The following is a 256-nucleotide window of genomic DNA, read 5'->3' as shown; positions in this document are numbered from 1 at the left end:
CAGAAAACCTCGGTTTTGCAGATGTCGGGAAGATCGGTTCACTAGCGTTTGCACATTGCAATACAGATGCTGGAATAATTGAATTCGGCTCATCTGTAGACGGTAGTTATCTGACACCAAATAACGCAGCAGGAATCACCATTTCATCACCTATGGCGCTTATCGGGGTGTGGCGTTGTTTAGGGCGCTTACCCAGCACAGAATCAGGGTCTCGTCGCGTTACGCTATTTCAGCGGATTGAATAACGTCGGTTTTG

General features: G+C 47.7%; 1 protein-coding gene. It reads left to right on the top strand.

Going from position 1 to position 256, the window contains the following annotated elements; genetic code table 11:
• On the top strand, positions 1–245 hold a 245-nt coding region (locus ACKPVM_RS20505; protein ID WP_409311587.1), incomplete at its 5' end, for a hypothetical protein.
• Positions 246–256 lie beyond the last annotated feature (11 nt).

This window comes from Pectobacterium hainanensis (assembly GCF_046237015.1).
Taxonomy (GTDB): domain Bacteria; phylum Pseudomonadota; class Gammaproteobacteria; order Enterobacterales; family Enterobacteriaceae; genus JBJYIN01.
Note: the sequence above shows the minus strand (reverse complement) of the source record. Positions and strands in the feature narration are given on the sequence as shown.